This window comes from Pantoea allii, assembly GCF_046529425.1.
GTDB lineage: Bacteria > Pseudomonadota > Gammaproteobacteria > Enterobacterales > Enterobacteriaceae > Pantoea > Pantoea allii.
On the sequence record NZ_CP125958.1, the window covers coordinates 1341091 to 1365504 of the forward strand.

General features: G+C 55.7%; 24 protein-coding genes. 17 read left to right on the forward strand and 7 right to left on the reverse strand.

Translation table 11 applies throughout. The annotated features are described in order from the left end of the window. Positions 1-6 precede the first annotated feature (6 nt). Positions 7-780 carry a phosphate ABC transporter ATP-binding protein PstB gene (pstB, locus tag QNH99_RS06595; protein ID WP_063880543.1) on the forward strand — a complete coding sequence of 258 codons (774 nt, stop codon included), beginning with the start codon at positions 7-9 and terminating at the stop codon, positions 778-780. Positions 781-809: 29 nt separating this feature from the next. On the opposite strand, the gene purN is transcribed toward pstB, so the two are convergent. Together purN and purM are read right to left on the reverse strand one after the other, a co-directional pair. Continuing rightward, positions 810-1448: a phosphoribosylglycinamide formyltransferase gene (gene purN / locus QNH99_RS06600; protein WP_256853027.1), complete on the reverse strand. Its 639-nt coding sequence runs from the start codon at positions 1446-1448 to the stop codon at positions 810-812. Beyond that, the gene (purM, locus tag QNH99_RS06605) at positions 1445-2485 is read right to left on the reverse strand and encodes a phosphoribosylformylglycinamidine cyclo-ligase (protein ID WP_096012831.1); all 1041 of its coding nucleotides are present in this window, start codon (positions 2483-2485) and stop codon (positions 1445-1447) included. The genes purN and purM overlap by 4 nt, the downstream gene beginning before the upstream one ends. Before the next feature lie 230 nt (positions 2486-2715). On the opposite strand from purM, the gene upp reads away from it, so the two are divergent. The 3 genes from upp to hda all read left to right on the forward strand — a co-directional run bounded on the left by upp (position 2716) and on the right by hda (position 5594). Further along, positions 2716-3342, forward strand: a complete 627-nt coding sequence (upp, locus tag QNH99_RS06610) for a uracil phosphoribosyltransferase (RefSeq protein WP_013026702.1) — start codon at positions 2716-2718, stop codon at positions 3340-3342. A gap of 159 nt (positions 3343-3501) precedes the next feature. Continuing rightward, on the forward strand, positions 3502-4797 hold the full coding sequence (uraA, locus tag QNH99_RS06615; protein WP_063880540.1) for a uracil permease: 1296 nt from the start codon (positions 3502-3504) through the stop codon (positions 4795-4797). 95 nt (positions 4798-4892) lie between these two features. After that, positions 4893-5594: a DnaA inactivator Hda gene (gene hda, locus QNH99_RS06620; protein WP_216639872.1), complete on the forward strand. Its 702-nt coding sequence runs from the start codon at positions 4893-4895 to the stop codon at positions 5592-5594. Here the strand turns inward: hda and arsC are convergent. Together arsC and QNH99_RS06630 are read right to left on the reverse strand one after the other, a co-directional pair. After that, positions 5591-5938: an arsenate reductase (glutaredoxin) gene (gene arsC, locus QNH99_RS06625; RefSeq protein ID WP_283354866.1), complete on the reverse strand. Its 348-nt coding sequence runs from the start codon at positions 5936-5938 to the stop codon at positions 5591-5593. The genes hda and arsC overlap by 4 nt on opposite strands. A gap of 4 nt (positions 5939-5942) precedes the next feature. Continuing rightward, on the reverse strand, positions 5943-7406 hold the full coding sequence (locus tag QNH99_RS06630) for a tetratricopeptide repeat protein (protein ID WP_283350512.1): 1464 nt from the start codon (positions 7404-7406) through the stop codon (positions 5943-5945). A 114-nt stretch (positions 7407-7520) separates the two neighbouring features. Between QNH99_RS06630 and QNH99_RS06635 the strand changes: the two genes are divergently transcribed. The 8 genes from QNH99_RS06635 to QNH99_RS06670 all read left to right on the forward strand — a co-directional run bounded on the left by QNH99_RS06635 (position 7521) and on the right by QNH99_RS06670 (position 15243). Further along, complete coding sequence (locus QNH99_RS06635; RefSeq protein WP_283354867.1) at positions 7521-7727, forward strand: hypothetical protein; 207 nt, start codon at positions 7521-7523, stop codon at positions 7725-7727. 230 nt (positions 7728-7957) lie between these two features. Beyond that, positions 7958-8983, forward strand: a complete 1026-nt coding sequence (locus QNH99_RS06640; protein WP_410517463.1) for a substrate-binding domain-containing protein — start codon at positions 7958-7960, stop codon at positions 8981-8983. Continuing rightward, the gene (locus QNH99_RS06645) at positions 8967-9989 is read left to right on the forward strand and encodes an ABC transporter substrate-binding protein (RefSeq protein ID WP_410517464.1); all 1023 of its coding nucleotides are present in this window, start codon (positions 8967-8969) and stop codon (positions 9987-9989) included. The genes QNH99_RS06640 and QNH99_RS06645 overlap by 17 nt, the downstream gene beginning before the upstream one ends. Then, entirely contained in the window at positions 9989-10870 is an 882-nt protein-coding gene (locus QNH99_RS06650) for an ABC transporter permease (RefSeq protein ID WP_410517465.1), read from the forward strand. Before QNH99_RS06645 ends, QNH99_RS06650 begins: the two co-directional genes overlap by 1 nt. Further along, positions 10867-11682: an ABC transporter permease gene (locus QNH99_RS06655; RefSeq protein WP_096012838.1), complete on the forward strand. Its 816-nt coding sequence runs from the start codon at positions 10867-10869 to the stop codon at positions 11680-11682. Before QNH99_RS06650 ends, QNH99_RS06655 begins: the two co-directional genes overlap by 4 nt. After that, positions 11679-12665, forward strand: coding sequence for an ABC transporter ATP-binding protein (locus QNH99_RS06660; protein WP_218995381.1), 987 nt, complete (start codon positions 11679-11681; stop codon positions 12663-12665). The genes QNH99_RS06655 and QNH99_RS06660 overlap by 4 nt, the downstream gene beginning before the upstream one ends. Before the next feature lie 11 nt (positions 12666-12676). Next, positions 12677-13507 (forward strand): phosphodiesterase, encoded by an 831-nt coding sequence (locus QNH99_RS06665; RefSeq protein WP_283350509.1) that lies wholly within the window; start codon positions 12677-12679, stop codon positions 13505-13507. A gap of 155 nt (positions 13508-13662) precedes the next feature. After that, complete coding sequence (locus tag QNH99_RS06670; protein ID WP_109717561.1) at positions 13663-15243, forward strand: sensor domain-containing diguanylate cyclase; 1581 nt, start codon at positions 13663-13665, stop codon at positions 15241-15243. A 71-nt stretch (positions 15244-15314) separates the two neighbouring features. On the opposite strand, the gene QNH99_RS06675 is transcribed toward QNH99_RS06670, so the two are convergent. Beyond that, the gene (locus QNH99_RS06675; RefSeq protein WP_410517659.1) at positions 15315-16136 is read right to left on the reverse strand and encodes an AraC family transcriptional regulator; all 822 of its coding nucleotides are present in this window, start codon (positions 16134-16136) and stop codon (positions 15315-15317) included. A 247-nt stretch (positions 16137-16383) separates the two neighbouring features. Here QNH99_RS06675 and QNH99_RS06680 point away from each other — a divergent pair, with 247 nt between their 5' ends. The 3 genes from QNH99_RS06680 (at position 16384) to QNH99_RS06690 (ending at position 21083) form a co-directional block, all read left to right on the forward strand. Beyond that, a complete protein-coding gene (locus tag QNH99_RS06680) occupies positions 16384-17784 on the forward strand; it encodes an MFS transporter (protein ID WP_283354870.1) in 1401 nt (466 codons plus the stop codon). A gap of 10 nt (positions 17785-17794) precedes the next feature. After that, the gene (locus tag QNH99_RS06685; RefSeq protein WP_410517466.1) at positions 17795-19750 is read left to right on the forward strand and encodes a glycoside hydrolase family 127 protein; all 1956 of its coding nucleotides are present in this window, start codon (positions 17795-17797) and stop codon (positions 19748-19750) included. Positions 19751-20012: 262 nt separating this feature from the next. After that, positions 20013-21083: an AI-2E family transporter gene (locus QNH99_RS06690; protein WP_063880527.1), complete on the forward strand. Its 1071-nt coding sequence runs from the start codon at positions 20013-20015 to the stop codon at positions 21081-21083. 37 nt (positions 21084-21120) lie between these two features. On the opposite strand, the gene bcp is transcribed toward QNH99_RS06690, so the two are convergent. Both bcp and QNH99_RS06700 read right to left on the reverse strand, forming a co-directional pair. Further along, the gene (bcp, locus tag QNH99_RS06695) at positions 21121-21588 is read right to left on the reverse strand and encodes a thioredoxin-dependent thiol peroxidase (protein ID WP_014605294.1); all 468 of its coding nucleotides are present in this window, start codon (positions 21586-21588) and stop codon (positions 21121-21123) included. A 142-nt stretch (positions 21589-21730) separates the two neighbouring features. Further along, the gene (locus QNH99_RS06700) at positions 21731-22345 is read right to left on the reverse strand and encodes a glycine cleavage system transcriptional repressor (RefSeq protein ID WP_217268180.1); all 615 of its coding nucleotides are present in this window, start codon (positions 22343-22345) and stop codon (positions 21731-21733) included. A 110-nt stretch (positions 22346-22455) separates the two neighbouring features. Here QNH99_RS06700 and dapA point away from each other — a divergent pair, with 110 nt between their 5' ends. Continuing rightward, positions 22456-23334 (forward strand): 4-hydroxy-tetrahydrodipicolinate synthase, encoded by an 879-nt coding sequence (gene dapA / locus QNH99_RS06705; RefSeq protein ID WP_109717565.1) that lies wholly within the window; start codon positions 22456-22458, stop codon positions 23332-23334. A gap of 14 nt (positions 23335-23348) precedes the next feature. Continuing rightward, entirely contained in the window at positions 23349-24380 is a 1032-nt protein-coding gene (bamC, locus tag QNH99_RS06710; protein WP_063880524.1) for an outer membrane protein assembly factor BamC, read from the forward strand. Positions 24381-24414: the final 34 nt, after the last annotated feature.

Sequence of the window (24414 nt, forward strand, 5' to 3'; positions counted from 1 at the left end):
CTGACGATGACTACAATGCCCGAAACTGATATTGCGCTAACCGTTGATCATCTTTCACTCTGGTACGGTGAGCGCCAGGTGCTTCATGATATCTCGCTGCAACTGCCTAAAAACCGGATTACCGCATTAATCGGTCCCTCCGGCTGTGGCAAATCAACGCTGCTGCGGTGTTTTAACCGCATGAATGATGTGATCGACAATTGTCGTGTCGACGGGGACATTTTGCTTGAGCAGCAGTCGATTATGCGGCCCACTCAGGATCGTTCCGCGCTACGCCGTCGTGTTGGGATGGTGTTCCAGCGGCCCAATCCTTTTCCGAAGTCGGTTTACGAAAACGTGGTTTATGGGCTGCGCTTACAGGGCGTGCGCGATAAGCGGGTGCTGAACGAGGCCTGTGAACGAGCACTGCGGGCGGCGGCGTTATGGGGGGAAGTGAAAGATCAACTCGCACAGAATGCCCTGACGCTCTCCACCGGTCAGCAGCAAAGGTTAGTGATTGCGCGTGCTATCGCGATTGAGCCGGACGTGCTGTTGCTGGATGAACCGACATCCGCGCTGGACCCGATTTCAACGCTGGTGATTGAGGAACTGATGAGCACCCTGAAACAGCACTTCACGCTGGTGCTGGTCACCCACAATATGCAGCAGGCTTCACGGGTGTCGGACTACACCGCCTTTATGCACAATGGCGCGTTGGTCGAATTTGATGACACCGACCGCATTTTCACTGCGCCGAAGGTGCGGCGAACGGAAGATTATATTACCGGGCGGTATGGCTGACAGGTGCAGGGAGCCAGGCTCCCCGTGAGTTACTCGTGTGCATAACCCTGAGGGGGCAATGGTTTACCATCCAGCCAGGCCTGACCCTCACGCATGGCCAGCCGGCCTTCAACAAACCAGCTAATCACCAGTGGATAAATGGCATGTTCCTGATGTTGTACGCGCTCGGTAATGTCCGCTTCACTGTCTTCCGCAAAAACCGGCACCTTTGCCTGTAGAATCACCGGCCCACCGTCCAGCTCATCCGTCACGAAATGCACAGAGGTTCCGTGTTCAGCATCGCCGTTTTCCAGCGCCTGGCGGTGAGTATGCAGACCGGGATATTTGGGCAGAAGCGACGGGTGAATATTCAGCAGGCGGTCAGCGTAATGCGCCACAAAAGCATGGCTTAAAATGCGCATATAACCGGCCAGCACGACGACGTCCGGGGCATAAGCATCGATCTCATGCATAAGCTGCCGATCAAAACGTTCACGATCGCTGAAATCACGGGGATTCAGCGCGGTCGCCGGAATCCCGGCGAGCGAGGCGCGGACTAAGCCGTAGGCGGAAGCGTTATTACTGAATACGGCAGCGACGCTGCCGTGAATACGCCCGTTTGCACAGGCGTCAAGGATGGACTGAAGATTGCTTCCGTTGCCGGAAATCAGCACAACCAGCTTTTTCATGACGTGATGACCACACGCTCTTCCGCTTCTGATGCGTTAATCACGCCAATTTTCCAGGCATTTTCACCAGCGGCGCGCATCAGTTCAACGGCGTTATCCGCATCGGCAGGGCTCAGTGCAATCACCATACCGACGCCACAGTTGAACGTGCGGTACATTTCATGACGGCTGACATTACCGGCCTGCTGCATCCAGCTAAACACGGCGGGCCACTGCCAGCTGTTCTCGTCAATCACGGCCTGGGTGTTATCGGGCAGCACGCGTGGGATATTTTCCCAGAAACCGCCACCGGTAAGGTGAGCGATAGCGTGAACATCGACCTGTTCGATCAGGCTCAGGATGTTCTTGACGTAGATACGGGTTGGCTCAAGCAGATGATCGGCAAGCGGTTTGCCTTCCAGCTGTTCCACCAGCGGATCGGTACCACTGACTTCCAGAATTTTGCGCACCAGTGAATAACCATTGGAGTGCGGGCCGCTGGAACCTAATGCGATCAGGACATCGCCATCCTGCACTTTGCTGCCATCAATGATGTCTGACTTCTCAACCACGCCCACGCAAAAGCCAGCCACGTCGTAGTCTTCGCCATGATACATGCCTGGCATTTCAGCGGTTTCACCGCCCACCAGTGCACAGCCTGACTGCAGGCAACCCTCGGCGATACCGGTGATAACGGCGGAAGCGGTATCCACATCCAGTTTGCCGGTGGCGTAATAATCCAGGAAGAAGAGCGGTTCAGCGCCTTGTACCACCAGGTCGTTGACACACATCGCCACCAGGTCAATGCCGATGGCATCGTGGCGCTTGAGATCCATCGCCAGACGCAGTTTGGTACCTACGCCGTCGGTGCCGGAGACCAGCACGGGTTCACGGTATTTTTGCGGCAGCGCACAAAGCGCACCGAAACCGCCCAGTCCACCCATTACTTCCGGGCGACGCGTCTTTTTCACTACGCCTTTAATACGGTCAACCAGAGCGTTACCAGCATCAATATCAACACCGGCGTCTTTGTAACTGAGAGAGGTCTTATCGGTCACTGCGAGGTCCCCACGCGAGTTGCGGTTGGTGGTTTAATATAAAGCGCGGCAATTCTACCAGCGCAGGCAAACGTTTGCGAGTCTCAGATTGCGTCCCTGGCGATTTTCATTAATCCTTACTTTGTCCTGACAAAATGCATTTGATTGCGCAAGCACATGTGGCGCAGGGGCGAAAAGGCGGTATAATCCGGCGATTTTTTTTTAGCTCAACTCACTCCGGGAGAACAACAATGAAGATCGTGGAAGTTAAACACCCGCTGGTCAAACATAAACTGGGACTGATGCGTGAGCATGATATCAGTACAAAGCGTTTCCGCGAGCTGGCCTCTGAAGTTGGCAGTCTGCTGACCTATGAAGCCACCGCCGACCTGGAAACCGAAAAGGTGACGATTGAGGGCTGGAATGGCCCGGTTCAGGTTGATCAAATCAAAGGTAAAAAAATCACCGTGGTGCCTATTCTGCGTGCCGGTCTGGGCATGATGGAAGGGGTGCTCGAACACGTTCCCAGCGCGCGCATCAGCGTTGTAGGCGTTTACCGTGACGAAGAAACCCTGGAGCCAGTACCTTATTTCCAGAAGCTGGTTTCAAATATTGAAGAGCGCCTGGCGTTAGTGGTTGACCCGATGCTGGCCACAGGCGGCTCGATGATCGCCACGATCGATCTGTTAAAGAAAGCGGGCTGTAGCAGCATAAAAGTGCTGGTGCTGGTCGCTGCGCCTGAAGGCATTGCCGCGCTGGAAAAAGCGCATCCGGATGTTGAGCTTTACACCGCTTCTGTGGATCAGGGACTCAACGACAAAGGCTATATCATCCCGGGTCTGGGTGATGCTGGCGATAAAATCTTCGGCACCAAGTAATGACGAAAATGCGCGGCTCCACGCATCACGGTGTTTTCAGCCTGCAGCAGCAGGCCGGGCCGCTTTTTTCTGTCGTAACAGACCATCAAATGAATTAGCCGACCACAGAGTCGGCTTTTTTTTATCTAAAAACAGACGATTAACTCAAGGGGACTTTTAATGACTCGTCGCGCTATCGGCGTTAGCGAACGGCCGCCATTACTGCAAACCATTCCGCTCAGCCTGCAACATCTGTTTGCCATGTTTGGCGCTACGGTATTAGTACCGATTCTGTTCCACATCAATCCGGCGACGGTATTGCTGTTTAACGGTATTGGCACCTTGTTGTATCTGTTTATTTGTAAAGGAAAAATCCCGGCTTATCTGGGATCGAGCTTTGCCTTTATTTCGCCCGTCTTGCTGCTGCTGCCGCTGGGCTATGAAGTGGCGCTGGGCGGTTTTATTATGTGTGGCGTGTTGTTCTGCCTGGTTGCGCTGATCGTTAAAAAAGCCGGGACAGGCTGGCTGGATGTGATGTTCCCGCCTGCGGCGATGGGCGCCATCGTGGCCGTCATTGGTCTGGAACTGGCTGGCGTAGCCGCGAATATGGCCGGACTGCTTCCTGCCGAAGGCCAGTCGCCGGACGGCACAACCGTCTTGATTTCCGTCGTCACCCTGGCCGTCACCGTGTTTGGTTCGGTCTTGTTTCGTGGTTTTATGGCCATCATTCCGATTCTGATCGGTGTGCTGGTGGGTTACGCGCTTTCCGCATTCATGGGCATCGTGGACTGGAGCGGCGTTGAACATGCGCCCTGGTTTGCCTTACCAACCTTTTATACGCCGCGCTTTGAGTGGATTGCCATGCTGACCATTCTGCCTGCTGCTCTGGTGGTTATCGCCGAGCATGTGGGCCACCTGGTGGTCACGGCGAATATCGTGAAAAGAGATCTGGTGCGCGATCCCGGGCTGCATCGTTCGATGTTCGCCAACGGCTTATCGACGGTCATTTCAGGTTTCTTTGGATCAACGCCTAACACAACCTACGGCGAAAACATCGGCGTGATGGCGATTACCCGTGTTTACAGTACCTGGGTGATTGGCGGTGCGGCCATTTTCGCCATTTTACTTTCCTGCGTGGGCAAACTGGCGGCCGCGATTCAGGCGATTCCGGTGCCCGTTATGGGCGGCGTGTCCTTGCTGCTGTATGGGGTTATCGGTGCGTCCGGTATTCGCGTATTGATTGAATCTAAAGTGGATTACAACAAGGCGCAAAACCTGATCCTGACCTCAGTTATCCTGATTATTGGCGTTAGCGGGGCGAAAGTGCATATCGGTGCTGCCGAGCTAAAAGGCATGGCGCTGGCAACACTCGTCGGCGTTGCGCTGGCCTTAATCTTTCGGGTGATTTCCGTATTGCGTCCGGAAGAAGTGATTCTGGATGCAGAAGATAACCCCGAGTCGTCATCGCGCAGCTAGACGTCAATACGCGGGCAGGGATGCCCGATTCATCTCTGGTTAAAAACTATGATAGACTTGCCCCGATTTTTGCTTGTTCTCTTGCTGAGGTGCTTCTGAACACGCCGGCACAATTGTCATTGCCACTCTATTTACCTGACGACGAAACCTTCGCCAGCTTCTGGCCGGGTGAAAACCCGTCGCTCATTGCCGCGATTAAGGGTGCGCTTAGCCAGCAGCATGGCAGCTATCTCTATTTCTGGTCTCGTGAAGGGGGCGGTCGCAGCCATCTGCTGCACGCCGCCTGCGCTGAAATGTCCGCACGCGGCGAAGCCGTGGGCTATGTGCCGCTTGATAAACGAACCTGGTTTGTCCCGGAAGTGCTGGAAGGCATGGAGCAACTGCCGCTGGTTTGCATCGACAATATTCAATGCATTGCGGGAGACGAAGCATGGGAAATGGCGATTTTCGATCTCTATAACCGCATCCTGGAAACCGGCAATACTCGGTTATTTATTACCGGCGATCGCCCACCGCGTCAGCTTAATTTGCATTTGCCCGACCTGGCATCCCGCCTCGACTGGGGGCAAATTTATCGTCTACAGCCGCTTTCCGATGAAGATAAGTTACAGGCTTTACAACTGCGTGCCGGATTGCGGGGATTTGAACTGCCCGAAGACGTTGGTCGGTTTTTGCTGAAGCGGCTCGATCGTGAAATGCGTACCCTGTTTGATACGCTGGATCGCCTGGACAGTGCGTCGATCAGCGCCCAGCGTAAGCTGACGATTCCCTTCGTGAAAGAAACCCTCGGTCTCTAAATAATCTCCAGCACCGCTTCGGGCGGACGTCCCAGTCGGGCGCGATCGCCGTTAACCACAATGGGTCGCTCGATCAATTTGGGATGTTCCAGCAGGGCGTCCAGCAACGCGCTTTCCCCGATTTCTGGCCGATCCAGCCCCAGCGCCGCATATAATGGCTCTTTATGGCGCATCAACTCACGCGCGCTTTGCATGCCCAGTTTCTGCAGCAGGATTTGCAGGGTCTGGCGATCGGGCGGTGTGTCCAGATAACGCACGATTGTCGGGTGAATACCCTTTTGCTCCAGTAGCGCCAGGGTTTCCCGGCTCTTGCTGCAGCGCGGATTATGATAAAGCGTCACCATACTATTATCCTTTTTGATACTGCTTAAAGCGTTGCTGAAGCTGACGCAGCTGATCGATGCGGGCATCGTATCGGGCCTGTTTCAGACTGCCGAGCGGCACCTGTGCACTGGCACGGCTCAGGGCACTAATGGCCTGATCGAGCTGGCCGTTCAACGCCAGACTTTCGGCGCGGGCAAAGAGTTCTTCATCTGTCTGTCCCTGCTGTGCTGAGGCCTGAGCCAGCAGATCCCATCCGTTGGTATCATCTTTATGTGTCCAGGTATAGCGGTTCAGGATGCGGCTGGCATTCGCGGGCTGTTTCGCTTCCACATAAGCGTTAGCGAGGTTTAGCTGCACGACCGGGCTGGTTTTTGCCGCCTGCGTGGCGGTCAGCATAGCTATTGCCTGCTGCGGCTGGTTCAGGCCGATATCAATGTCCGTCATCAGGTCCAGCAGCCAGACATTTTCAGGCTGTTTAGCCAGCAGGGGTGCCACGATCTTTTTCGCCTCGCCATAGCTTTTGGCCTGAAGAAACTGCACGGCTTTACCGTACTGTGAGGCGAGCTGTTCGCGAGAATTACCGTTGGCATATTGCGTGAGCAAATCGTCCGTCAACTGGTTGCGGCCCGTCGAATACATGCCTAGTGACCGCACTTTGGCCAGATAGAAGTCTTGTGATGACTGCACGACCACCGGACGCATCTGGTTGGCACGGTTGCGCGCATCGGCAAGGCGGCTGTCAGGCAGCGGGTGCGTTAACAGTATTTCAGGCGGTTTTGAAGAGAAACGGCTCTGATCAGCCAGTTTTTGCAGGAAGTTAGGCATGGCTTGGGGATCAAACCCCGATCGCTGCAACACCTGAATACCGATGCGATCTGCTTCCTGCTCATTGTTCTGGGTAAAGCTAATAATTCCCTGCTGCGTGCCTGCCAGCGTGCCGCTGAGTGCCGCCATCCCCATCTGCGGGCTGGCCATTGCCAGTAAAATGGAGCCAAGAGCGCCCACCCAGGTCAGCGGCGCATTGCGTTTTTGATCTTCCATCGCGCGCGCCAGATGGCGTTGCGTGACGTGGGAAATTTCATGGGCCATCACCGACGCCAGCTGGCTCTCATTATCCGTAAAACGGAACAGGGCCGCGTGCAGCACCACATTACCGCCAAAAAAGGCGAACGCGTTGAGCTCATCGTTCTGAATCAGAAAAAAGTGGAAAGGCGTTTTAACCCCGTCCGCATGTGAAACCAGGCGCTGCCCGAGTTGGTTGATGTACTGATTCAGTAAGGGATCGTTAATCAGCGGGGCGCTGGCGCGGAGCTGGCGGACGTAGAAGTCGCCCATCTGCAGTTCCTGATTAATCGACAAGGTCGAGGCTGCCGTTGTCCCCATATCCGGCAATGAGTCACTGATATCTGCGTGCGAGGTTAACGGGCAGGATAATGTCAGTGCAGGGAGCAGCGTCGCAATCAGCGTCTTTTTTAACCGGTTCAACATGCCTTTATCCTGTAATGAATCCCTGATTTAGCCAGGTAAGCAGCGGAAATGTTCTTTTTTTACGTCAATATTGGTGCCTTCTTCGTATCTTAACCACTGGTGGGGAAGAATGAAATGGCGCAGTGGCAGCAGGTGCAGGGGATTGTGCGTAAAACGCGACCTGTCAGGCCACGGTGGGCGACAGAACGTCATACGGATGCACAACGCTGGCCTGTCAGCGGGCTGAGTAAAGACACCGACGTGGCGATGATCATCCCCTCTCCGCTGAGGCGACGAAGGGGCAAAGCTCGGGCAGCATCTCTTTCCGTGACCCGGCAATGACGCTCGGTTCTTGCGCGCCGAAAGTCTCCCTCCCGGCTTCATGCCGGCTCTCTTCAGCAAGGCCACCGCGCCTTACAGCAAAATCAGAACGCTGCCTTTGGCTGCGACGTGTTGGCGGCATTTTGGGCTGCTGTCACCACAACGTCATCTTGCCGTGATGTGCGTGTCACACAACGCCGTTAGTTTACGCAGCAATGAGATCGATCTCATTACGGATAAACGAGGGTGAGATGAGTGATTTAATCAGTGTGGCGGTACTGGCAGGCGTTTCGCGAGCAACCGCGGCCCGTGCCTTTTCCGATCCCCATCTGCTCAAGCCTGGCACCCTGAAAAAAGTGCTGGATGCGTCGGAACAGCTGGGGTTCAGACCAAACCATATTGCGCGCCAGCTTCGCACGCAACACTCCACCACGCTGGGGGTTTTACTTCCTTCACTCAGTAACCCGGTATTTGCCTTGCAGCTTGAGGCCATGGAGCAACAGGCGCGGCTGGCGGGTTATGGCCTGCTGGTGGCAACGACGGATTACCAGCCAGAACGCGAAGCGGCCATTGTCGAACATATGTTGCGTCAGCGCGTCGCGGGCCTGGTGCTGACCGTGTCCGACGCGGACAGCAGCAGCGTATTACCGACGCTGGCAGCGGCGCACATGCCCTTTGTGCTGGCGCATAACGTCCCGCAAAACCAAAACTGGCGCTGTGTGTACGTGGATAACCGCCGCGCGATGGCGGAAGCCACGGCACATTTGATTGCGCTGGGCCATCAGCATATCGCCATGGCGGCAGGGCCGATGTTGCAGTCTGACCGTGCACGCCAGCGTTATCTGGGCTATTGCGATGCCATGCAGCAGGCGGGATTGGTCCCTCGCGGGCTGATTGACATGCCAAGTCATATCCAATCCCGATTCGATCCGCTTTTACCGCTGATCAACGGCCCTGACCCGCTGACCGCCGTGATTTGCAGTAACGATTTGCTGGCGATCAGTCTGATTGGCGCGGCGGCACGTGCAGGCATTCAGGTGCCGCAACAGCTGTCGGTCATGGGGTTTGATGGCATTGCCATTGGCGAACAGCTTTCGCCATCACTCGCCAGCGTAGTGCAGCCCAGCGATCAGTTGGGTGCCTGCGCAATCGATATGCTTCTCCAACCTTCTCACGATGACTCGCGCCTGCTGGACCACCGGCTGCGTACAGGCGAGAGCATCGCGGCCGTATTTCACTCGTCAACATCAGGGAACCATCATGTCTACATACAATAAAATCACGCTGCTTGCCAGGGCGGCATTCTTTACCGCCTGCGCATTTTCCAGCCCGCTGGTGCAGGCGGCTGAAAATGCTATCTGCTACAACTGCCCACCCGAATGGGCGGACTGGGCCACTGAGCTGCAGGCCATCAAGAAAGACACCGGTATCGTGGTGCCGCAGGATAACAAGAACTCAGGACAGGCTCTGGCGCAGTTGGTTGCCGAGAAAGGTAATCCGGTTGCCGACGTGGTGTACTACGGCGTCAGCTTCGGTATCCAGGCGGCGCAGGCAGGCGTGATTGCTGACTACAAGCCAGCCAACTGGGATCAGGTGCCGACAGGCATGAAAGATCCGGAGGGGAAATGGGTTGCACTGCACTCCGGCACGATGGGCTTTATGGTGAATGTGGATGCCCTGGGCGGCGCGCCCATTCCCAAATCCTGGGACGATCTGCTGAAGCCAGAATACAAAGGCATGGTGGGCTATCTCGATCCGGCCAGTGCGTTTGTCGGTTATGTTGCCGCCGTGGCGGTAAACCAGGCGAAAGGGGGCAGCATGCAGGATTTCACCCCAGCCCTGACCTGGTTCAAAAAGTTACAGGCGAACAAGCCTGTCGTGCCTAAGCAGACCGCCTACGCGCGTCTTATCTCCGGTGAGATCCCGATTCTGCTGGATTACGACTTCAATGCCTATCGCGCCAAATATAAAGACCATGCCAATGTGGCATTTGTGATCCCACAGGAAGGAACGGTCACGGTGCCTTACGTCATCAGCCTGGTGAAAAACGCGCCCCATGCCGCCAACGGCAAAAAAGTCATGGACTATGTGCTGTCTGATAAAGGTCAGGCGATTTGGGCCAATGCCTATCTGCGTCCGGTGCGTCCTTCTGCCATGTCTGCTGAGGCTAAAACGCACTTTCTGCCAGACAGTGATTACGCCCGTGCGCACACTGTGGACTACCAGCAGATGGCCGATGCACAGAAAGCCTTCTCTGCCCGTTACCTGAGTGAGATTCGGTAATGGCACCGTCTGACGCCCGCCGCGATTTACCGGTGGCTTCGCGCCACCGGTCACGCCGACGCGAGCAGGGGGCTAACTGGCCATGGATGCTGCTGCCTGCGTTACTGTTTTTTGCCGCGTTCTGGCTGTTGCCTTTCGCCCGTTTATTACAGATGGGCATGACGCCAGATCGCAGCACCCAGCACAGTGGTTACTGGACGGTGCTTACCCAGCCGCAATATCTGCAAAGCCTGGTGAATACCGTACTGTTGTCGCTGTCGGTCACGCTATTGACGTTGGTCATTGCCACTGTGGTGGGCTGCTTTCTGGCCCGCCAGCGCTTCACCGGGCGCGGAACGTTGCTGGCACTGCTGACCTTTCCCCTGGCTTTTCCTGGCGTGGTGGTGGGGTTTTTAGTGGTGATGCTGGCGGGACGGCAGGGCGTTCTGGCCCAGATCAGCCTGCGCCTGTTTGACGAGCGCTGGACGCTGGCCTATTCACTGACCGGGCTGTTCATTGGTTATCTCTACTTTTCACTGCCGCGCGCCATAGTGACATTAGTGGCCGCCAGCGAAAAACTGGATCGCTCGCTGGAAGAGGCGGCCCGTTCGTTAGGTGCCAGCCAGTGGCGCATTGTCTGGGATGTGATTGTGCCGGGGCTTAAACCGGCACTGCTCTCCAGCGGTGCGCTCTGCTTTGCCACCAGCATGGGCGCATTCGGCACCGCATTTACTCTGGGAACTGACCTGAGTGTCCTTCCGCTCACCATCTATGGCGAATTTACCAACTACGCGAACTTCGCCACTGCTGCGGCGCTGTCGGTGGTCATGGGGGCCGTTGCCTGGGCAGGCTTAATGCTGGCGCGGGTGCTCACCCAATCCCGCCAGGAGACGTCGTCATGAAACGTCGTGGTTTATTTTACCTGCAAATCGCCATTACCACGCTGACTGCTCTGTTCATGATTGTTCCGGTCATCCTGTCGATGCTGGCGGGCGTGACGCAGAACTACTTTGTTGGTTTGCGCAGCGGACTGACGCTGAAATGGGTGGAACAGGTTTGGGAGATGTACAGCGACACCTTTTGGCTGTCACTGTTAATCGCCGTCAGCTGTCTGGCGGTCACCCTGGTGATCGGTGTGCCGGCCGCCTGGGGCTTACTGAAATCGCCGTCGCGCTGGTCATCACGCATTGAAGAGTGCCTGATGTTGCCGGTAGCGCTACCGGGCCTGGCCACCGCACTGGGCATTATCCTGCTGTACGGTCAGTTCAGCAGCCTGCGTGACAGCTGGGTTTTTATCTTGATCGGCCACGTCCTTTTTACGCTGCCGTTTATGATTCGCCCGGTGCTGGCGGTGATGCAGGCTATTCAGCTACCGCGCCTTGAAGAGGCTGCCGCCAGCCTGGGGGCGGGCTTCTGGCGTCGCTTTTTCACCGTGGTGGTGCCTAACTGCCGCAACGGCATTCTCGCCGGAGCCTTTATGGTGATCACGCTATCGGTAGGCGAATTTAACATTACCTGGATGTTACATACGCCACTCACCAAAACCCTGCCCGTGGGCCTGGCCGACAGCTATGCCTCCATGCGGCTGGAAGTGGGGTCGGCCTATACCTTGATCTTTATTTTAATGATTTTACCACTGTTGCTGATGCTCAACGCCTGTAATCACTGGCTTGAACGCCAGTCTCGTCAGCAACACAGGGAGGAGAAAGCATGATCCTTGAGGCTGTAAACGTGACGCTGCGCGGCTGCGCACGCCGCTTTAATCATCACCAGGCGCTCCATCCGCTCGATCTGAGCGTGCGGTCAGGCGAAACCCTGGTGTTGCTGGGCCCATCCGGCTGCGGCAAAACGACCACGTTACGCATTATCAGCGGCCTGGAGAGCACCGATGCGCCGGGTGAAGTGTGGTTTGACGATCGCAACGTGACCGACCTGCCTGTCGAGAAACGTAACGTGGGAATGGTCTTTCAAAACTACGCCCTGTTCCCCACGCTGAACGTGGCACAGAACGTGGCTTATGGCTTGAAAGTGCAGGGCATCCCGCGCCACGAGCGAGAGGCACGTGTTGAGGAAATGCTGGAACTGGTCGATCTCACTTCCCTGGCCCAACGTCATATCGACAAGCTCTCCGGCGGACAGAAACAGCGCGTGGCGCTGGCAAGAGCGCTGGCGGCACGGCCTAAAGTGCTGCTGTTTGACGAGCCGCTGGCGGCGCTGGATGCCAAACTGCGCGAGCGGCTGCGTCTGGAAATCGGGAGCCTGTTAAAAAAACTGGCTATCACCGCCGTGTACGTGACCCACGATCAGCAGGAAGCCATGGCGCTGGGCGATCGTATTGCCGTCATGGAGCAGGGACGCCTGGTGCAGATCGACACGCCGCAGGCCATCTATCAGCGTCCGGCCTCTCGCTTTGTGGCGGATTTCGTTGGCGCGATTAACTGTATCGCACGTGATGAGCAGGGCCATCCGCTGCGTTTTTGTCGCCCAGAGGATGTGCTGCTGGCAGACGAAGGCCGCTATGCACAGCACGGTTATATCGTTGCCAGCACCTTTCTCGGAGCATCCCAACGTTTGATGATCGATATCGGGCTGGACAAGCCGATTCAGGTAGAGCGACACGCACGGGAAACCTGGCACGCCGGGCAGCGCGTCAGCTGGTCGGTGGCTGAGCAGGCCGCGCTTGAATTTACTGTTTAAGGAGACAACGTTTGTCTGTTGAACCTACGCTGATTGCGCAAATCAGCGACTTGCATATTAAAGCCCACGGTCGTCTGTCGTATAAAAAGGTCGATACCTATAACGCCCTGCTACGGGCGATTAACACCCTGAATGGGCTTAGGCCGCGGCCCGATGCCGTGGTAATAACCGGTGACCTGGTGGATTTTGGCACGGCGGCAGAGTATCAGACGTTACGGCAGGCGCTGGCAACGCTGGATCTGCCGTTTTATCTGATGGCGGGCAATCATGACGATCGCCAGGCATTGAGGGCGGCGTTTCCCGATCATCCTTATTTGCAGCAGGGGCCAACGCTCAACTGGCGGCAGGAGGTGAAGGGTATTCAACTGCTGGCGCTCGACTCCAGCGTGCCGCAGCAACCGTGGGGCCAGCTTGATGAGCAGCAGCTTAGCTGGCTGGATGCAGCACTGACCGCGTCACCGAGCGTGCCGACGCTGGTAATGCTGCATCATCCGCCGTTTGCCTGCGGGATCGATCATATGGATCGCCAGCGATTACGCGATCCCGACGCACTGGCGGCGATTGTTGCCCGCCATCCGCAGACAGAACGCGTGCTGTGCGGCCATGTGCATCGCGCCATTCAGACGCGCTTTGCAGGAACTCTGGCCTGTATTGCGCCTGGCGTCTCCCATCAGGTCGCGCTGGATCTGCAACCGGATGGGCCTGCAAATTTTGTGCTGGAACCGGCCGGATTTTTGCTCCATCGCTGGCATCCACAGCAGGGAATGACGACGCATCAATGTGCCATTGGTGACTATGACGGGCCCTGGCCTTTTTATGACCAAAACGGTTTAATCGATTAAAGGCCGTACAGGCTGACTTTTTGGTGAATGCCGCGCTTAAACCTGCTCAAATTGTCCTACAGCGTGTAGACTTACACGCAGTAGGACCGCTATTACCATAAAAACAACAGAGCCAGGCACAGCAAAATGAATCTTTGCACTGTGGCGTCCACGCCATGCTAATTAATTTCCGTCCCCGGGCGGACTTACGCACGCTTATTGCGCTGCTGGTAATTACCAGTATTGTCATCACGCTTGCCAATAATTTATATGCGACCTGGCGCGTGCAACGCATGGTGCTGATTGACAGCACGCTGGAAGCCAACCGCGCGTATGCCGCCAAGCTGGCCTCCACCAGTGAGGTTTTTTTCCGTCTGGCGCAGTCTCAACTGCACTTTAGCGCCAATGTACTGGGAAAAGATTTCAATAATGCGTCACTGCTCAAAGCGGAAGTTAACCGTTTACGTGAACAGACCGACAGTTTCAACTCTGTCGCCGTGGTAGATGACAACGGCAACGTTCGGGCGATATCACCTGAATCCCTGACTTTAACGGGGATGCATCTGACCAGCGATGCGGCCCGCGAAGCGCTGCAAACCCGACAGCCGTTAATTAGCAAACCGACGGTTTCCGCTGCGAATAACCTGCTTATTTTTGTCTCATGGCCGATCTGGAATAACCAGGGACGCTATCTGGGTTATATTGGCGGCACGATTTACCTTAAAAAGAAAAGTATTCTGAACGCGCTGCTGGGTGAACAGTTTTATCGTGACGGCACCAGCGTGTTTGTTCTCGACAGTAATAACCAGGTGCTGTATCACCAGAATCGTCAAATGGTCGGCAAAATTATGCCGCCGTTGATGAGCGAACGTGAGCGCCAGGAAAAAGATAATGGCTCGCTGGTCTTAACGGAGACCGACAAACCGACCCGGCTGGCGGGTTACGCCATCGTCCCGACGACCGGCTGGATGGTGGTGGCACTGAAGCCTGTCGACGTCACGCTGCAACCGCTGTCGGGCCTGCTCCTGAAAGTCCTGAAACGTTCTGTGCCCTTTGCGCTGCTGACCTTGCTGGTGGCGGTCATTCTGGCGCGGATGATCGCCATGCCGCTCTGGCAGTTGGCCCGCAAGGCCAGCAAAATTGATGCCTCAAGCGCCACTTATGAAATTGGCGGCATTCGCGCATGGTACTTTGAGGCCGCGCAGGTAAAACGCGCGCTACTCACCGGCATTGGTCTGGTACAGGATAAAATCGGTCGCCTGAGCTCCGAAGCACAGACCGATTCACTGACCCTGTTACTGAACCGACGCGGGCTGAATGCGGTACTCGATTATTACCAGAGCATACGCCAGCCTTTCGCCGTCCTGGCTCTGGATATCGACCATTTTAAAAGCGTGAATGATAACTGGGGACACGATGTTGGCGACCGGGTGATTCAGCAGGTGGCGCAGGCGCTACGGCAGAGCGCCCGGCAGTCGGACGTGGTCAGCCGTAACGGTGGCGAAGAGTTTTTAATGCTGCTGCCGAATACCTCTCTGAAAGAAGCAGAGGCCACGGCCGAGCGGATTCGGAACAGCATCGCGGAAAAAGAGATTGAGGAAGTCGGTCATATCACCATATCCATCGGTGTGGCCGAATGGGACGCGCGCCGGTTGCCACTGGAAAGCAGCCTGAAGCGGGCCGATGATGCCCTGTATCAGGCTAAAAACACCGGGCGCAACTGCACCGTGGTCGCGAAACGCGTTAAAGCGTCTTAATCGTTAACCGCGTCGGCAGACCTGGCGCTTCGCCCGTGCGGGGAAATCCCGCGGCGGGCCGGGGCGAATCATCAGGAATTGATATGTTCCCGGCAGTAGCGCCGCTTCCAGCTGGCGGGCGTTAAGCCGGTGTGCTTGCGGAATATCTGGCGAAAATAGCCTACATCATTGAACCCACACTGGCGCGCCACCTCGGTTAGCGGCAGCTTGTCGCCGATCAGCAATTTTTCTGCCATTAACACACGCTGCCGGTGGATGGCTTCCGTCAGCGTCAGGCGAAATACGCGCCGGTAAACGCGTCCCAGATAATCCGCATTGCAATGCAGCATTTTTGCCAGTGCGGAGGTCGAAAGCGGCAGGTGATACTGGGTACGAATGAGCTGGTTCGCTTTCCAGGCCAGGTCAACGCCGGGACTGTCAACGACGTCCTCATGCAGGGCGGGAGCGGCGAGCTGCTGGAGGATCAGCAGTAAAATACATTCCAGTGCGACGCTCCGGTGAATGTTTTCCTGCTCGCTGAGGAACTGCCTGAACAGGGCGATGATATAGGCCGGATCGCCAACGCGGGTATGCTGGGGAAGATGCAGTAGTGCCTGGTGTAATCCATGTTGAGGCTTCGGCTGTTTCAACCAGTCAAAATGCAGCCAGTAAAATTTCAGATCCGCCGGAAAAATCCCTTCACCCATATGCAAATGCCCGGGCCTGAGCAGCAGGCTTTCGCCGGCCTGCACGCTGTACAGCACGTCATCCTCGCGAATGGTTAACTGACCGCGCTCAACGAAGATGATCTCCCACGAGGTCAGCCTGCGTGCCGGATGTGTCCCGACACCGCGTGAAATAAACAGCCCGCCATTTTGCACCCGAACCGGAAACGCTATGGATAATTCGAACATCATTATTCATTTTCCCGCTGCGACAACCCTGACAATCACCTTTGTCTATGATTATTAACAAAAAACCACGAATGTATCTGATCCACTTCACAGTTTGCTTCACAGGTCGGAATTACCCCGTTTTTATACTTTTTTGTGCTCTTGTTGGTTAACGGATTCCTGACAGAATAAATCGGGTAAGGCGCTAAAACACCAATAAGCCCGCCAGAAAGCGGGTCATCCTCTCTGTCCTGCATGAGGCGTTTTTATGACTTCTACCACCATCGCTCAGGCCGATCTTAGCCAGTCGGCGACGCAGAGTGCGCTGTCCCTGCGTGAAAAAATAGGTTACGGGCTGGGAGACGCCGGCGGCACGGTGATCACCTGCCTGATCATGAACTTTCTGACGTTTTTCTACACCGATGTCTTTGGCTTAACACCTGCGCTGGTCGGCACCCTGTTTATGGCGCTGCGCGTGTTTGATGCGATATCCGATCCGGTGATGGGCGTGATTGCCGACCGTACGCATAGCCGATGGGGACGTTTCCGTCCCTGGCAGCTGTGGGTCGCTGTCCCCATTGGCATCATTGGTGTCCTGACGTTCACGGTGCCCGCCGTCAGCATGGACATGAAAATCGTTTGGGCGTTTGCCACCTACCTGCTGCTTTCCGTCAGCTATACCGCCATTAATGTGCCCTATTGCGCGCTGATTAACACCATGACCACCCGCCACACAGAAGTGCTGGCGTGCCAGTCATGGCGGTTTGTGCTGTGCGGCGTGGCCGGATTTCTGGTCTCGGTAGGGCTGCCGTGGCTGGTTTCTGTCTTAGGTAAGGGGAATGCGGCACTCGGCTATCAGTCTGGCGTCGGCATTTTGTGCGCTCTGGCGGTCGTGATGTTCCTGTGCTGCTTCTTCTGGGTTCGCGAGCGCGTACCGCTGGACAGCCTGGGCAAGTTTACCCTGCGCGAACATATGGCCGGGTTGCGTAAAAACGATCAGCTGTTACTGATGCTGGTGATGTCGTTTTTGCTGATTAACGTGTTCAATATCCGTGGCGGCGGCTACATGTACTTCATCACCTATGTGTTACAGGGCAGCACCGCCTACACTTCGCTGTTTTTTACCATGGTGACCTTAGCCTCTATCTTAGGCGCGGTCATCGTTAACCCGCTGGCAAAACACATCGACACCGTCCGGCTCTACTACTGGACCAATTTTGTGCTTGCCGTGCTGGCGGTCATGATGTGGTTCCTGCCGGTGGGGCCGTCATGGCAGGTATTATGGCTGGTGGTGATCCTCGTCAACGGCGTCATTCTGGGGTTCACGCTCCCGCTGCACTTTGCCCTGATGGCCTTTGCCGATGACTACGGTGAATGGAAAAACGGCGTCCGCTCATCGGGCATGAATTTCGCGTTTAACCTGTTCTTTATTAAGCTTGCCTGGGCCTCCAGCGGCGTCATTATCAGCCTGCTGTTTATCCTGGTGGCTTACAAGCCAGGAATCACGCATCAGACACCGGCATCCTTGCAGGGCATTACCGCAATGGAAACGTTGTTGCCTGCCCTGTTTCATCTGCTGCTGCTATTCGCCATCCGCGCCTGCAAGCTCAATAACCCGATGATGGCGCAGATTTCCAGCGACCTGCGAATTCGCCATGTCCCGTCCTGAGGAGAGTAAAATGTCTGTCAATGAAGTCGATCTGCATAAGCTGACGATTCACGATCCCTTTCTCGGTCAGTATCAACGACTGGTGCGGGAGGTGGTCATTCCTTATCAATGGGAGGCGCTCAACGATCGGATCGACGAAGCCGATCCCAGCCATGCCATCGAAAACTTTCGCATCGCGGCTGGCCAGCAGGAAGGGGAATTTTATGGCATGGTTTTCCAGGACAGCGATGTCGCGAAATGGCTGGAAGCCGTCGCCTGGTCACTTTGCCAGAAGCCTGATGCAGAACTGGAAAAGACGGCGGATGAGGTGATTGAACTGGTGGCGGCGGCGCAGTGCGAGGATGGTTATCTCAATACCTACTTCACGGTGAAAGCGCCGGAAGATCGCTGGACGAATCTTGCCGAATGCCATGAGCTGTATTGCGCCGGACACATGATTGAGGCGGGCGTGGCGTTTTACCAGGCAACAGGTAAACGCCGTTTACTTGAGGTGGTGTGCAAGCTTGCCGATCACATCGACAGCATGTTTGGCCCCGGCGAAAATCAGCTGCACGGCTACCCAGGCCATCCGGAGATCGAGCTGGCGTTGATGCGGCTGTATGAAGTGACCCAGGACCCACGCTATATGGCGCTGGTAGATTATTTTATCGCGCAGCGGGGAACGCAGCCTCACTTCTATGATATTGAGTACGAGAAGCGCGGGCAGACCTCCTACTGGAATACCTATGGCCCGGCCTGGATGGTGAAGGACAAGGCTTACAGCCAGGCGCATCAACCCCTTGCAGAACAGCAGCACGCGGTGGGACATGCTGTGCGGTTCGTTTATCTGATGACCGGCGTGGCGCACCTTGCGCGTCTGAGCCAGGACGAAGAAAAACGTCAGGACTGCCTGCGGCTATGGCACAACATGGCGCAGCGGCAGCTGTATATTACCGGTGGCATCGGCTCCCAGGGCAGCGGTGAAGCATTCAGTAGCGATTACGATTTACCGAATGACACGGTTTATGCCGAAAGCTGCGCGTCCATTGGCCTGATGATGTTTGCCAGACGTATGCTGGAAATGGAAGCCGACAGCCAGTACGCCGACGTAATGGAACGCGCGCTGTATAATACGGTACTGGGCGGCATGGCGCTGGACGGGAAACACTTCTTCTACGTCAATCCGCTGGAGGTGCACCCGAAAACCCTCAGTTTTAATCATATCTACGATCATGTGAAACCTGTGCGTCAGCGCTGGTTCGGCTGTGCCTGCTGTCCACCGAACATTGCCCGTGTGCTGACCTCACTCGGCCACTATATTTATACGCCACGCGAGGATGCGCTTTATATCAATCTCTATGTCGGCAACCGGGTTGAAATACCGGTCGGTGAACATACCCTGGGCGTTAGCATAAGCGGTAATTTCCCCTGGGATGAAAAGGTCACCATCAGCGTCGATGTCGCGCAGCCCGTGCAACATACGCTGGCGTTACGTCTGCCTGACTGGTGTGAGGCGCCGCAGGTAAGCTGTAACGGCGACGCTGTGACCGATCGCGCCCGCAAGGGTTATCTCTACATTGAGCGACAGTGGCAAGAGGGCGATACGCTCACTCTGACGCTCCCGATGCCGGTGCGCCGGGTTTATGGTAATCCGTTAGTGCGTCACGTGGCGGGCAAGGTGGCGGTTCAGCGCGGCCCGCTGGTGTACTGCCTGGAGCAGGCCGATAACGGCGAGCAGTTACACAATCTGTGGCTGCCCGCGTCGGCATCGTTCACCACCATTCAAGGACGCGGTGTTTTTGCGCATAAGGTGTTAATACAGGCTGAAGGGGTGAAAAAAACCGCCAGCGATCCTGATCGCCAGCCGCTGTGGCACTTCGATCACGCCCCTGCCGCGCAGCAAACCCAGACGCTGACGTTTATTCCCTGGTTCTGTTGGGCGAACCGGGGAGAAGGGGAGATGCGTATTTGGGTGAATGAAGCCTGACGCCTGAAAACGGCCCACAGCAGGCCGGGCGTGTTGCTGGCCTGCGGTGAAGATAATGACCCCCGTCGGCGACGATTTGCCTGCCAGTGCGTAACGGCGGGAAGCCTGAGGCCGGGGGGAATGGTGCCGCACGCACCTTCACCGCGTGCCGTTTTTCATCATCCGCTAGCACCTGTCAGGTCACGGACTGATTTTCACGTCTTTCCAGCACCAGAATATCCGGTACAATCATGGCCCTTTCTGACCTTATGGACCTGACGGCATGCTGGCTTTATTGATTCAATGGTACAAACGCCGTTTTAGCGATCCCCAGGCGATTGGCCTGCTGGTGATTCTGCTGGCGGGGTTCTGCATTCTTTTCTTCCTGAGCGGGTTGCTGGCCCCCTTACTGGTGGCGGTGGTACTGGCTTATCTGCTTGAATGGCCAACGGTACGGCTACAACGCATTGGCTGTACGCGTAGCTGGGCGACCAGCATTGTGTTGGTGCTGTTTGCCGGAATTCTGCTGGTTCTGGTGTTGATCGTCGCGCCCGTGGCCTGGCAACAGGGCATCAACCTGACGCGAGATCTGCCTAACATGCTGAACAAACTCTATCAGTATGCGGCGGGGTTACCGCGACGTTTTCCCGCCCTGGTCGATGCCGGCATCATTGATGTCATCGTCGAGAACCTGCGCGGTCGTCTCAGCGGCGTGGGCGATTCTCTGGTGAAGTATTCCCTGGCATCGCTGGTGGGATTAATGACCCTGATGATTTACCTGGTGCTGGTGCCGCTGATGGTGTTCTTTCTGCTGAAGGATAAAGAGCAGATGCTGAGTGCCGTGCGACGCGTCCTGCCGCGTAACCGTGGGCTGGCGGGTGAAGTATGGCAAGAGATGAACCAGCAAATCACCAACTACATTCGTGGCAAAGTGTTGGAGATGGTGGTGGTGGGCATCGCCAGTTGGCTGGCATTTATGTTCCTCGGCCTCAACTATTCGCTTCTGTTGGCCGTGTTGGTGGGCGTTTCAGTTCTGATTCCTTACATTGGCGCGATGCTGGTGACCATCCCGGTTATTGGTGTGGGCTTATTCCAATGGGGGCTGGATAGCGAGTTCTGGACGCTGCTTACCGTCTATCTGGTGATTCAGGCGCTGGACGGCAATGTGCTGGTGCCCATTTTGTTCTCAGAGGCGGTCAATCTTCATCCGCTGGTTATCATCTTATCGGTGGTGATCTTTGGTGGGATGTGGGGATTCTGGGGCGTGTTTTTTGCGATTCCGCTCGCAACCCTGGTCAAGGCGGTGGTGCACGCCTGGCCTGAGGCCACGCTGGATGAAACGCTGAATCGTTAAACGTTCAGGGCGCGGTAGATGCCGCGCCCTGAAGACATCAGGCTGATTTCAGATAGTCCATCACGATGTCGTGGTGATTTGACGTTTTGAAGTCGTCGAACACCTTCTCGATTTTGCCATTCGCATCCACCAGGAAGCTGATGCGATGGATGCCGTCATAGGTTTTACCCATAAAGGTTTTTTCACCCCAGACGCCAAACTGCTCACAAACCTGATGCTCCTGGTCCGACAGCAGAGTGAAGTTAAGCAGCTCTTTTTCTGCAAAACGTGACAGCTTTTCAGGTTTATCTGTGCTGATTCCCAGCACCTCGACGCCAGCTTTCTTCAGCTCATCCATGTTGTCACGCAGACCACATGCCTGCACGGTACAACCCGGCGTCATCGCTTTTGGATAGAAATAGACCAGAACGCGCTGCCCCTGGAAGTCGGCTAAATTCACTTGTTCGCCATCCTGATCGGGCAAGCTAAATTTCGGTGCGGTATCACCGGCTTTCAGTGGATTCATCACATCTCTCCATTTTGAGTTCATGCTGTGGTTAATACACCAAGAGGCGAGAAACTGCCAAATGGAAAATAATCAATTTCAGACGATTTCCTCACCTGACCGTACTTTTAACGTAGCAGAACAGTCAAGGCGGCGCTCGTCTTTACCTGCCGGGTATCACCAGTTCACGGTTATCGGCATCGTTCAGGCTATAAAGACGTAACGCGCCCTCGGCATTAAGTTCCTGACACAGTTCATTAAATGCCTGTTCAAATGCCGGACCATCGCTACGCGTTGGGCTGTGCGCCGTCATCTGAATATACAGCGTGGCGGGCCGATCCTGCTGGGCGGGCTGGATACGTGACACCAGTTCCGCAATGTTCATTTGGTGCTTATCTGTCAAATCCGTAAAGCGCTCAATGATATGCGGCGAGTCAGCCACTTCGACCTGAATAAACGCGGTATCCGCCATCGGCGGCCGGGCTGTGGCATGGGTGCGTTTCATGACGATCAGCAGCTCCAGCTCAGCGCCTTTCAGCGGCAGCGTCGACTCAATCAGCGTAATCGCGTTCCAGCTACCGGAAAGCAGCATGATGAACGTAAATTCATCCCCGAGCATGGCAAGGCGACTGTCTTCGATGTTGCAACCGCAACTGCTGACGTGGCGGGTGATCGTATTGACGATACCCGGGCGGTCAACACCCAGAGCGGTGATCACCAGGTGGTGGGGTTGAGATTGCGGCAAAATAGGATTCCCTGTGCATTTGCTAATAACCATAAGGTAAACATAAAAAAAACTGCTGACAAGCGCGGGAATGGCGGAGCTTGCTTGCTTTTCCCTAAGTGTAAAACGTACCATGAAGCACTTGTTTGTCGAGGGGATCGCCAATGTTTACGGGAAGTATTGTTGCACTCGTTACGCCAATGGATGACAAAGGTAATGTCTGCCGTGCGAGTTTGAAAAAACTGATTGATTACCATGTCGCCAGCGGTACTGCGGCGATCGTTTCCGTCGGCACCACCGGCGAGTCAGCCACGCTGAGCCATGACGAGCACGGTGATGTGGTGCTGCAAACCCTGGAACTGGCGGATGGGCGTATTCCCGTGATTGCCGGAACCGGTGCTAACGCCACAGCGGAAGGTATCTCTCTGACCAAACGCTTTGAGAATTCGGGTGTTGTCGGTTGCCTTACCGTTACGCCTTATTACAATCGCCCGACGCAGGAAGGCCTGTTTCAGCACTTTAAAGCGATTGCTGACAGTACCAGCCTGCCGCAAATGCTGTATAACGTACCTTCGCGCACCGGCTGTGATATGTTGCCGGAAACCGTTGCCCGCCTCGCTGAAATCAAAAATATTATCGGAATCAAAGAGGCAACGGGGAACTTATCGCGTGTCAGCCAGATCCAAGAGCTGGTTAATGATGAGTTCATCCTGGTGAGCGGCGACGATGCCAGCGCACTGGACTTTATGCAACTGGGCGGCAATGGCGTCATTTCGGTGACGGCAAACATAGCAGCACGCGAAATGGCCGAGCTGTGCAGGCTCGCACAGCAGGGTAATTTCGTGGAAGCTCGCCGTCTGAATCAGCGTCTGATGCACCTGCACCAGACGCTTTTCTGTGAACCTAATCCAATCCCGGTTAAATGGGCGGCAAAACAGCTAGGATTAATCGCTAATGACACGCTGCGTCTGCCTATGACGCCACTGACTGCGGTTGCACAGCCGAAAGTGGAGCAGGCGCTGGTGAAAGCGGGTTTGCGATAATTTAGGGAGTTTGAATGAATTACTCAGTAAAGCGGTCAACGGTTGCAACGGTGGTGGGGCTTTCCACCCTGATGCTGTTGTCGGCCTGTTCGAACGATCAGCGTTATAAACGTCAGGTCAGCGGTGATGAGTCTTACTTACAGGCCAGCGGGCTGCGCGAACTGAAAGCGCCGTCGGGCATGATTCTGCCTGTCCAGAACGGCGAATACGATATTCCACCGTCAACCAGCAAGGCGCCAGTGGGCAAGCAGCTCGATATTCGCCCACCTGCTCAGCCTCTGGCGCTGATGAACGGCTCACGTGCGCAGTTCAGCAATAACACCGGCGTGCTGATGTTTGATAACAGCCGCGGCTCGATTTGGTCTCAGGTTGTAGGCGTTGTACAGTCGAATAACTTCCCGATCGCTTCCCGTAATGACGCCGGACAGCAGCTGACGACCGACTGGGTACAGTGGAACCGGGCGGACGAAGATAAGCAGTATCGTGGCCGTTACCAAATCAGCGTTCAGTCGCAGAGTTATCAGCAGGTCCTGACCGTGCGTCTGCTTGAACTGCAGCAGGAAGGCAATAGCGTGACGTCGCCGGTACAGGTTCAGCGTTATACCGCACAAATGTTGAATGAAATTGCCGCCGGAATGGATAAGATCGCCACCATAAATGAAAACGCCGCAGCGGGCCGCGTCAGCGGTGCGATTGACGTGCAAAGCGGTGCCGATGATACCGGTCTGCCAATGCTGGTGCTGCGTACGCCGTTCAACGTGGCATGGCAGCGTTTACCGGCAGCCATGAATCGTGTTGGCATGGAAGTGACCGACAGCACGCGTTCGACTGGCAGCATGAAAGTGACCTACAAGTCGCCAGGCAGCAGCACCTGGGACAGCGTAGGTGCCAAAGATCCTGAATTGCCGAACGGCGATTACAAGGTTCAGGTTGGCGACCTCGACAACCGGACCAGCCTGCAATTTATTGATCCTAAAGGCCATGTACTGACACAGGCGCAAAACGATGCGTTAGTGGCGGTGTTCCAGGCCGCACTGAATAAATAAAAAATTACCTCAGGCCGGAGATTCTCCGGCCTTT

Excerpts from the sequence above, each read along its gene's own strand:
- dapA (WP_109717565.1), top strand. The coding sequence starts at position 22,456 with ATGTTTACGGGAAGTATTGTTGCACTCGTTACGCCAATGGATGACAAA.
- arsC (WP_283354866.1), bottom strand. The coding sequence starts at position 5,938 with ATGGTGACGCTTTATCATAATCCGCGCTGCAGCAAGAGCCGGGAAACC.
- bamC (WP_063880524.1), top strand. The coding sequence starts at position 23,349 with ATGAATTACTCAGTAAAGCGGTCAACGGTTGCAACGGTGGTGGGGCTT.
- QNH99_RS06690 (WP_063880527.1), top strand. The coding sequence starts at position 20,013 with ATGCTGGCTTTATTGATTCAATGGTACAAACGCCGTTTTAGCGATCCC.
- QNH99_RS06645 (WP_410517464.1), top strand. The coding sequence starts at position 8,967 with ATGTCTACATACAATAAAATCACGCTGCTTGCCAGGGCGGCATTCTTT.
- QNH99_RS06640 (WP_410517463.1), top strand. The coding sequence starts at position 7,958 with ATGAGTGATTTAATCAGTGTGGCGGTACTGGCAGGCGTTTCGCGAGCA.
- bcp (WP_014605294.1), bottom strand. The coding sequence starts at position 21,588 with ATGAATCCACTGAAAGCCGGTGATACCGCACCGAAATTTAGCTTGCCC.
- QNH99_RS06635 (WP_283354867.1), top strand. The coding sequence starts at position 7,521 with ATGGCGCAGTGGCAGCAGGTGCAGGGGATTGTGCGTAAAACGCGACCT.
- QNH99_RS06680 (WP_283354870.1), top strand. The coding sequence starts at position 16,384 with ATGACTTCTACCACCATCGCTCAGGCCGATCTTAGCCAGTCGGCGACG.
- QNH99_RS06650 (WP_410517465.1), top strand. The coding sequence starts at position 9,989 with ATGGCACCGTCTGACGCCCGCCGCGATTTACCGGTGGCTTCGCGCCAC.
- pstB (WP_063880543.1), top strand. The coding sequence starts at position 7 with ATGACTACAATGCCCGAAACTGATATTGCGCTAACCGTTGATCATCTT.
- QNH99_RS06655 (WP_096012838.1), top strand. The coding sequence starts at position 10,867 with ATGAAACGTCGTGGTTTATTTTACCTGCAAATCGCCATTACCACGCTG.
- QNH99_RS06700 (WP_217268180.1), bottom strand. The coding sequence starts at position 22,345 with ATGGTTATTAGCAAATGCACAGGGAATCCTATTTTGCCGCAATCTCAA.
- QNH99_RS06670 (WP_109717561.1), top strand. The coding sequence starts at position 13,663 with ATGCTAATTAATTTCCGTCCCCGGGCGGACTTACGCACGCTTATTGCG.
- upp (WP_013026702.1), top strand. The coding sequence starts at position 2,716 with ATGAAGATCGTGGAAGTTAAACACCCGCTGGTCAAACATAAACTGGGA.
- purN (WP_256853027.1), bottom strand. The coding sequence starts at position 1,448 with ATGAAAAAGCTGGTTGTGCTGATTTCCGGCAACGGAAGCAATCTTCAG.
- QNH99_RS06630 (WP_283350512.1), bottom strand. The coding sequence starts at position 7,406 with ATGTTGAACCGGTTAAAAAAGACGCTGATTGCGACGCTGCTCCCTGCA.
- uraA (WP_063880540.1), top strand. The coding sequence starts at position 3,502 with ATGACTCGTCGCGCTATCGGCGTTAGCGAACGGCCGCCATTACTGCAA.
- QNH99_RS06660 (WP_218995381.1), top strand. The coding sequence starts at position 11,679 with ATGATCCTTGAGGCTGTAAACGTGACGCTGCGCGGCTGCGCACGCCGC.
- QNH99_RS06675 (WP_410517659.1), bottom strand. The coding sequence starts at position 16,136 with ATGTTCGAATTATCCATAGCGTTTCCGGTTCGGGTGCAAAATGGCGGG.
- QNH99_RS06685 (WP_410517466.1), top strand. The coding sequence starts at position 17,795 with ATGTCTGTCAATGAAGTCGATCTGCATAAGCTGACGATTCACGATCCC.